General features: G+C 59.0%; 7 protein-coding genes and 1 pseudogene. 3 read left to right on the top strand and 5 right to left on the bottom strand.

What is annotated here, in order from left to right:
- From HX873_RS27900 to hemJ, 3 genes and pseudogenes are all read right to left on the bottom strand, one after another.
- A pseudogene (locus tag HX873_RS27900) lies at window positions 1-279 on the bottom strand (DUF805 domain-containing protein); the annotation flags it as partial.
- 62 nt (window positions 280-341) lie between these two features.
- Window positions 342-1,310: a nitronate monooxygenase family protein gene (locus HX873_RS27895; protein WP_003210939.1), complete on the bottom strand. Its 969-nt coding sequence runs from the start codon at window positions 1,308-1,310 to the stop codon at window positions 342-344.
- A gap of 24 nt (window positions 1,311-1,334) precedes the next feature.
- The gene (hemJ, locus tag HX873_RS27890; protein ID WP_003210937.1) at window positions 1,335-1,763 is read right to left on the bottom strand and encodes a protoporphyrinogen oxidase HemJ; all 429 of its coding nucleotides are present in this window, start codon (window positions 1,761-1,763) and stop codon (window positions 1,335-1,337) included.
- A gap of 136 nt (window positions 1,764-1,899) precedes the next feature.
- Between hemJ and argC the strand changes: the two genes are divergently transcribed.
- A complete protein-coding gene (argC, locus tag HX873_RS27885; protein ID WP_003210935.1) occupies window positions 1,900-2,934 on the top strand; it encodes an N-acetyl-gamma-glutamyl-phosphate reductase in 1,035 nt (344 codons plus the stop codon).
- A gap of 162 nt (window positions 2,935-3,096) precedes the next feature.
- On the top strand, window positions 3,097-3,447 hold the full coding sequence (gene erpA, locus HX873_RS27880; RefSeq protein WP_003176443.1) for an iron-sulfur cluster insertion protein ErpA: 351 nt from the start codon (window positions 3,097-3,099) through the stop codon (window positions 3,445-3,447).
- Between the two features lie 66 nt (window positions 3,448-3,513).
- Here the strand turns inward: erpA and HX873_RS27875 are convergent, their stop codons facing one another.
- A complete protein-coding gene (locus HX873_RS27875; RefSeq protein WP_008434463.1) occupies window positions 3,514-4,605 on the bottom strand; it encodes an anhydro-N-acetylmuramic acid kinase in 1,092 nt (363 codons plus the stop codon).
- 3 nt (window positions 4,606-4,608) lie between these two features.
- Entirely contained in the window at window positions 4,609-6,024 is a 1,416-nt protein-coding gene (locus HX873_RS27870; protein WP_177123508.1) for a peptidoglycan DD-metalloendopeptidase family protein, read from the bottom strand.
- A gap of 211 nt (window positions 6,025-6,235) precedes the next feature.
- Here HX873_RS27870 and tyrS point away from each other — a divergent pair, with 211 nt between their 5' ends.
- A complete protein-coding gene (gene tyrS, locus HX873_RS27865; protein WP_003210928.1) occupies window positions 6,236-7,435 on the top strand; it encodes a tyrosine--tRNA ligase in 1,200 nt (399 codons plus the stop codon).
- Window positions 7,436-7,545: the final 110 nt, after the last annotated feature.

The following is a 7,545-nucleotide window of genomic DNA, read 5'->3' as shown; positions in this document are numbered from 1 at the left end:
GCCGGAGTCCGTTTCATGGGTTTCGGCAAGGCTGAAGGCGACCGGCTGCTCTTCTTCTATCCGCGCATCCACCCCGGCGTTTTTCAGCGCTTGCAGATAGGTCTCGGCATCGGCGCGGGAAAGGTCGCGTTTCAGCGCGACCGGGCGGCCGGTGAAAAGCTTTTCGATCGCGTCGACATCACTTTTGAACAACTCGGCGAGGTTCAGCTTGGCGGTGGTGCTTTCGACACCCGGGAGCAATGCGCCATCAAACACAATCTTGAAACGGTTGTCGCTCATGCGGGCATCCTTGTCACTTGAATGGGGAGGCCTGCCTTGATCAGCAGGCTTTGAATCGCGGATCAGCGTGGCCAGCGTTCAGGCAATTGTGCCGCATGCTCGAGCGCCTTGCGGTATTCGGCATCCAGGCGGGCCACGAGTTCATCGACGCTGGGCAAATCATCAATCTCTCCGACGCCCTGGCCGGCGGACCACACGGTCTTCCAGGCTTTGGCTTCGTCGTTGAGTGGCTTGAGCTTGGAGCCAAAATTGACTTCACCCTTGCCTTGCAGCGCGGCGAGGTCGAAACCGGCATTTTCCAGGCTCTGGCGCATGAAGCTTGCGGGAACACCGGAGACGGCTGGAGTGTGCACGATGTCGGCGGCGCGCGATGTGAGCAGCATCTCTTTATAGGCATCCGGGGCATGGCTTTCGGTGGTGCCGATAAAACGCGTGCCGAAATAGGCCAGGTCGGCGCCGAGCAGTTGCGCGGCGAGGATTTCGTGGCCGTGGTTCAGGCAACCGGCGAGCAGCAGGGTTTTGTCGAAGAACTGACGGATTTCTGCGATCAGCGAGAACGGGCTCCAGGTGCCGGCGTGGCCACCTGCGCCCGCCGCAACGGCGATCAGGCCATCGACGCCGGCTTCAGCGGCCTTTTCGGCGTGGCGCCGGGTCGTGACATCGTGGAATACCAGGCCGCCGTAGCTATGCACCGCGTCTACCAATTCTTTCACCGCGCCCAGGCTGGTGATGACGATCGGCACCTTGTGCTCGACGCAGATCGCCAGGTCAGCTTCCACCCGCGGGTTACTGTTGTGCACGATCAGGTTGACCGCATAGGGCGCCGGGTTATCCAGCAGCGCCAGGCCCGCTTCGATTTCTTCCAGCCACGCCTTGAAGCCGCTGCTTTCCCGCTGGTTGAGGGCAGGGAAGCTGCCGACGATCCCGTTGCGGCAGCAGGCCAGCACCAGTTGCGGGTTGGAGATCAGAAACATCGGCGCAGCCACGACGGGCAGGCGCAGACTGTGTTCGAGCGAAGCGGGCAGCGACATTGGAAGTACCCCGAGTAATAGAGATTAGAACGGTTTGACCACGACCAAAATTACGATAGCCAGCAATATCAGAACTGGCACTTCATTGAACCAGCGATAAAAGACATGGCTGCGGGTGTTTTCGCCACGGGCGAAACGTTTTACCTGCGCGCCGCACATATGGTGGTAGCCGATGAGCAGTACTACCAGAGTCAACTTGGCGTGGATCCACCCGCCGGATTGAAAGATGGCCGGGTTGAGGTAGATCAGCCAGCCGCCGAACACCAGGCTGGCGATCATCGCCGGGCCCATGATGCCGCGGTACAGCTTGCGCTCCATCACGCTGAAGCGTTCCTTGCTGATGGTGTCCTCGCTTTGGGCGTGGTAGACGAACAGGCGCGGAAGGTAGAACAGCGCGGCAAACCAGCAGACGATGCTGACGATATGAAAGGCTTTGACCCATAGATAAAGCATTTTTAGTTATTCCCAGGTTCACGGTAGCTGAAGATAGTAGTGGCTCTTGCGTCTACACGTCATGTTGAAGGTTGTCGCAGGACGATACGAACCCTATTATCGACGGCTTTCCAGTGGGTTCGTTGAGGGCAGGTTTATGGTCAAGGTCGGTATCGTCGGCGGCACGGGTTACACCGGTGTCGAATTGCTGCGTCTGTTGGCTCAGCATCCGCAAGCTGAGGTGGTGGTGATCACTTCACGATCCGAGGCCGGCCTGGCTGTGGCCGATATGTACCCGAACCTGCGAGGCCACTATGACGGCCTGGCGTTCAGCGTTCCGGATATCAAGACCCTGGGCGCGTGTGATGTGGTGTTCTTTGCCACGCCTCACGGTGTGGCCCATGCCCTGGCGGGCGAGTTGCTGGCCGCCGGCACCAAGGTGATCGACTTGTCGGCAGACTTCCGCCTGCAGGACGCCGATGAGTGGGCCAAGTGGTACGGCCAGCCTCACGGTGCACCGCAGTTGCTGGAAGAGGCGGTGTACGGCCTGCCGGAAGTCAATCGTGAGCAGATCAAGCAAGCACGCCTGATCGCTGTGCCGGGTTGCTATCCGACCGCTACGCAGTTGGGTTTCCTGCCATTGCTGGAAGCCGGGCTGGCGGATGCATCGCGGCTGATTGCTGACTGCAAGTCGGGCGTCAGTGGTGCTGGTCGTGGGGCCGCTGTAGGTTCGCTTTACTCCGAGACGTCGGAAAGCATGAAAGCCTATGCAGTCAAAGGCCATCGTCACTTGCCGGAAATTCGCCAGGGGCTGCGTCGTGCTGCGGGCAAGGATGTCGGCCTGACGTTTGTGCCGCACCTGACACCGATGATCCGCGGGATCCACTCCACACTGTATGCGACAGTCGTTGATCGCTCGGTAGACCTGCAGGCGCTGTTTGAAAAGCGCTATGCCAATGAGCCGTTCGTCGATGTGATGCCGGCGGGCAGCCACCCGGAGACCCGCAGCGTGCGCGGTGCCAACGTGTGCCGTATCGCAGTGCATCGTCCACAGGATGGTGACCTGGTGGTGGTATTGTCGGTTATCGACAACCTGGTCAAGGGCGCTTCGGGCCAGGCTGTGCAGAACATGAACATCCTGTTTGGCCTGGATGAGAAGCTGGGCCTGTCCCACGCGGGCATGCTGCCGTAAATTTTCTGCTGTTGCGCAAAGGCCCGTTGATCGGGCCTTTCGTGTTTTTAATGGCCGCTGCGCAGATTGATATACCGTAACAATAGTTGACCGCTTTTCTAGGAGAAGCGGATAATGCCCGCCATCACGCATATGGCGGCGCTACGCCGGGAGATTATCAGCATGAGCGTTGAATCCTTCACCCCCACGGCTTTGCAATTCACCCACGGTGCTGCGCACAAGGTGAAGAGCCTGGTCGATGAAGAGGGTAATGATCGCTTGAAGCTGCGCGTATTTGTTACGGGCGGCGGTTGTTCAGGGTTTCAGTACGGTTTTACCTTCGATGAAGACGTGGCCGATGACGACACCATCGTTGAGCGCGAGGGCGTCAGCCTGGTTGTCGATCCGATGAGCTTCCAGTACCTGGCAGGAGCCGAGGTGGACTATCAGGAAGGTCTGGAAGGTTCGCGCTTCGTGATCAAGAACCCGAATGCCACCACCACTTGTGGTTGCGGGTCTTCGTTCTCGATCTGATCGACAGCGGATATAAAAACGCCGCTTGGCCTTGATAGGGCCAAGCGGCGTTTTGCTGTGTGGGATTCAGGCGGGGTAGATCGCGCCGAGTACACGAAGGCCGCGGGCGCCGGTGACGCTGGGGCGGTTGGCGGCGATGCCTTCCAGGCAGCAATGGGCCAGCCAGGCGAACGCCATGGCTTCGACCCAGTCAGGGTCTACGCCGCAGGTGGCGGTGCTGCTCACCTGGGTCGCCGGCAGCAGGGCGCTCAGGCGGCTCATCAAGGTTGCGTTGTGGGCGCCGCCGCCGCAGACCAGCAGGGTTTCGGTCTGTGGTTGGGCGGTTTGCAGGGATTCGACGATGGTCAGGGCAGTCAGCTCGAGCAATGTGGCTTGCACGTCCTGGGCTGCGAATGGCGGCAATCGTCCCAGGTGATGCTCAAGCCATCCCAGGTTGAAGACTTCGCGACCGGTGCTTTTTGGCCCCTTGGTCACAAAGAACGGATCGCTGAGCAATGCCTTGAGTAGCTGGGGTTCAACCTTCCCGCTGGCAGCCCACTGGCCATCGCGGTCGAAGTTCTCGCCGCGTTGCTGGTGAATCCAGGCATCCAGCAGGACATTCCCCGGGCCGCAGTCGAAGCCCGCGACCGGTTTGCCGGTCTCGATCAGGCTGAGGTTGCTGAAGCCGCCCACATTCAGTACGGCGCGGTTGCCCGTACGCTCGCCAAACAGTGCCTCATGAAATGCAGGCACCAGCGGGGCGCCTTGGCCTCCGGCGGCGACATCGCGGCTACGGAAATCACTGACGACGGTGATTCCCGTCAATTCGGTGAGCAGCGCCGGGTTGCCGATCTGCACGGTAAAACCCCGTGCAGGTTCGTGACGAATGGTTTGGCCGTGGCTGCCAATCGCTCGAATGTCCTGGGGCTTGAGGTTCTGCTGATCGAGTAGGGCGTGAATACCTTGGGCGGCAAGCGTCACCCAGTTCTGCTGCGCGAGCGCCGAACGGGCAATCTCGTCCGGGCCGCTGGCGCACAGGCCAAGCAGCTCGGAACGCAGGGATTCAGGCATGGGGATGTAGTGGGTGGCGATCAGCTTGATCGCCGGGCCTTGCTCGATCAGCGCAATGTCCAGGCCATCAAGGCTGGTCCCGGACATCACACCTATATAGAGCGACATGGCTTAGCGCTTCGCCGAAGCCAGGAGAGTCGAGCGCTCCTGGTCCATGCGGGCCATCAATGGCTGGCTCTGCTGCAGGAAGCGGGCGCGCTCGGCCTTGGCGATCGGGTCGGCCATTGGCAGCTTCTGGCCCAGTGGGTCGACGTGCACGCCGTTGACCTGGAACTCGTAGTGCAAGTGCGGGCCGGTGGACAGCCCGGTAGTGCCGATGTAACCGATCACCTGGCCCTGCTTGACGTTGCCGCCGGTCTGGATGCCCTTGGCGAAACCTTGCATATGGCCATACAGCGTACGGTAGGTGGCCCCGTGCTGGATGATCACGGTGTTGCCGTAGCCGCCACGGCGACCGGCCAGCAAGACCTTGCCGTCACCGGCAGCCTTGATCGGCGTGCCACGCGGGGCGGCGTAGTCGACGCCTTTGTGAGCGCGAATTTTGTTCAGAATTGGATGCTTGCGACCCATCGAGAAACGCGAGCTAATACGGGCGAAGTCAACCGGGGTACGGATGAACGCCTTGCGCATGCTGTTGCCGTCGGCGGTGTAGTAGCTGCTGTTGCCTTGTTTGTTGGTGTAGCGCACGGCGGTGTAGGTCTTGCCACGGTTGGTAAACCGCGCAGAAAGGATGTTACCGGTGCCGACGACCTTGCCGTTGGCGACCTTCTGTTCGTAGATCACGTCGAATTCGTCACCCTGGCGAATGTCCTGGGCGAAGTCGATGTCGTAGCCAAACACGCTGGCCATGTCCATGGTCATGCTGTGGGACAGGCCGGCGCGGGCGGCGGACTGCGACAGCGAGCTGTTGATCACGCCGTGTACATAGGCGGAGCGCATGACCGGCTTGGTGGTGATGCGGTTGAACGCAAAGCCCTTGGCGCCTTTGGTCAGGGTGATGCTTTCCAGGTCGCTGACGTTGCTGTGCAGGTTGGTCAACTGGCCGTCGGGCGCCAGTTCGAATTCAAGCTTCTGGCCATGCTTGAGTTGGGTGAATTGCTTGGCCTGCTTGTCGCTTGCCAGTACATCGTTGACCGTCGCGGCGGGGAGGCCGACCTTTTCGAACAGGGTCGAAAGGGTGTCGCCCTTGGCAACAATGACTTCCCGGTGCAGCGGGTTCTTGGGTACCTCTACTACTGCAGGTTCGGCCTGCGCGGTTTCCTTGGTGTCTTCGGCGCTGCTTTCGATCTGGGCAAACGGCGATTCGGCTGCGCCATTTGTGGCTTGAAGTGCGTCGGAAGCGTCTTGATCTTGTGTCAGTTGCTCAACCGGACTTTCAAGGTCAAGGCTTAGGGTCGTTCGTTTGGCTTCTACGTCGCTGGAAGGAAATACCAGGAGTGCCAGGCTCAGAAGGGCGGCGATCCCACTTGCGGCGAGCAGGTGGGTCTTCGGGTAAAGCGGCGGCGCTTTAGACGGTTCTGTGGTCATAAGTAATTTTGACTTTGAAAAGATGAATTGGAAAAGATGAATGACATGATGAAGATGAAATAACTGTATAAAATATAACCAAATCATCTGTGGTGCAAGCTTGCGAACGCTGGGCTTGCTGAACGGTGTCCGTGCGCAGGGCAAAACTTGTAATTAGTCCCTGATCTTGTATGGTTGGTTCCCTTTTGAATCTGAGCCTTGCGGGTCTGTTATGAAGTCGGTTGAAGAGCAGCTAGCGCTGATCAAACGTGGTGCGGAAGAACTGTTGGTCGAAGCTGAGCTGATCGAAAAGCTCAAGCGTGGCCAGCCCCTGCGTATTAAGGCCGGCTTTGATCCGACGGCGCCGGATCTGCACCTTGGGCATACGGTGCTTATTAATAAGCTGCGCCAGTTCCAGGAACTGGGGCATCAGGTGATCTTCCTTATAGGTGACTTCACCGGGATGATCGGCGATCCGAGCGGCAAGAGCGCTACGCGTCCGCCGCTGACCCGTGAGCAGGTTCTCGATAACGCCGAGACCTACAAGACCCAGGTCTTCAAGATTCTTGATCCGGCCAAGACCGAGGTGGCCTTCAACTCCACCTGGATGGATCAGATGGGGCCGGCGGATTTCATTCGTCTTACGTCCCAGTACACCGTTGCTCGCATGCTCGAGCGCGATGACTTCGATAAGCGCTACTCCACTAATCAGCCGATCGCTATCCATGAGTTCCTGTACCCATTGGTTCAAGGGTATGACTCGGTGGCGTTGCGTGCCGATGTCGAGCTGGGCGGTACTGATCAGAAGTTCAACCTGCTGATGGGGCGTGAGCTGCAGCGTGCGTATGGGCAAGAGGCTCAGTGCATTCTGACGATGCCGTTGCTGGAAGGGCTGGATGGCGTCAAGAAGATGTCCAAGTCCCTGGGTAACTATGTCGGTATCCAGGAAGCGCCGGGTGTGATGTACGGCAAGCTGGTTTCGATTCCGGATGCGCTGATGTGGCGTTACTTCGAACTGTTGAGTTTCCGCTCGATGGATGAGATCAATGCATTGCGTGCTGAAGTGGAAGCTGGGGCTAACCCGCGGGATGTGAAGATCAAGCTGGCTGAAGAGATTGTTGCGCGCTTCCATGGTGAAGAGGCTGCGGCCAGTGCTCACCGTGCTGCGGGTAACCGTATGAAGGATGGCGAGCTGCCGGATGATCTGCCTGAGATTGAATTGACTGCTGGCGAGGCAATGCCGATCGCTGCCGTCCTTAATAAGGCGGGCCTGGTGAAGAACTCGGCGGTGGCGCGCGACCTTCTGGGGTCTGGCGGTGTACGTATAGATGGTGAGGTTGTCGATCGCACCTTTATATACGAACTGGGCGCGACCCACGTTTGCCAGGCCGGCAAGAAGGCATTTGCGCGTATTACGCTTAAATCCGAATAAACCTGAAATTAACTGTTGACGGCGTTTTATATCTGTCTATAATTCGCCCCACTTCCGGCGCAGTCGAAACGGAAAACTCCTTGGTAAACAAAGAGTTATGTAGGTTTCGA

Source organism: Pseudomonas sp. P7758 (genome assembly GCF_013386485.1).
Lineage (GTDB): Bacteria > Pseudomonadota > Gammaproteobacteria > Pseudomonadales > Pseudomonadaceae > Aquipseudomonas.
Note: the sequence above shows the minus strand (reverse complement) of the source record. Positions and strands in the feature narration are given on the sequence as shown.

Excerpts from the sequence above, each read along its gene's own strand:
- HX873_RS27895 (WP_003210939.1), bottom strand. The coding sequence starts at position 1,310 with ATGTCGCTGCCCGCTTCGCTCGAACACAGTCTGCGCCTGCCCGTCGTG.
- hemJ (WP_003210937.1), bottom strand. The coding sequence starts at position 1,763 with ATGCTTTATCTATGGGTCAAAGCCTTTCATATCGTCAGCATCGTCTGC.
- argC (WP_003210935.1), top strand. The coding sequence starts at position 1,900 with ATGGTCAAGGTCGGTATCGTCGGCGGCACGGGTTACACCGGTGTCGAA.
- erpA (WP_003176443.1), top strand. The coding sequence starts at position 3,097 with ATGAGCGTTGAATCCTTCACCCCCACGGCTTTGCAATTCACCCACGGT.
- HX873_RS27875 (WP_008434463.1), bottom strand. The coding sequence starts at position 4,605 with ATGTCGCTCTATATAGGTGTGATGTCCGGGACCAGCCTTGATGGCCTG.
- HX873_RS27870 (WP_177123508.1), bottom strand. The coding sequence starts at position 6,024 with ATGACCACAGAACCGTCTAAAGCGCCGCCGCTTTACCCGAAGACCCAC.
- tyrS (WP_003210928.1), top strand. The coding sequence starts at position 6,236 with ATGAAGTCGGTTGAAGAGCAGCTAGCGCTGATCAAACGTGGTGCGGAA.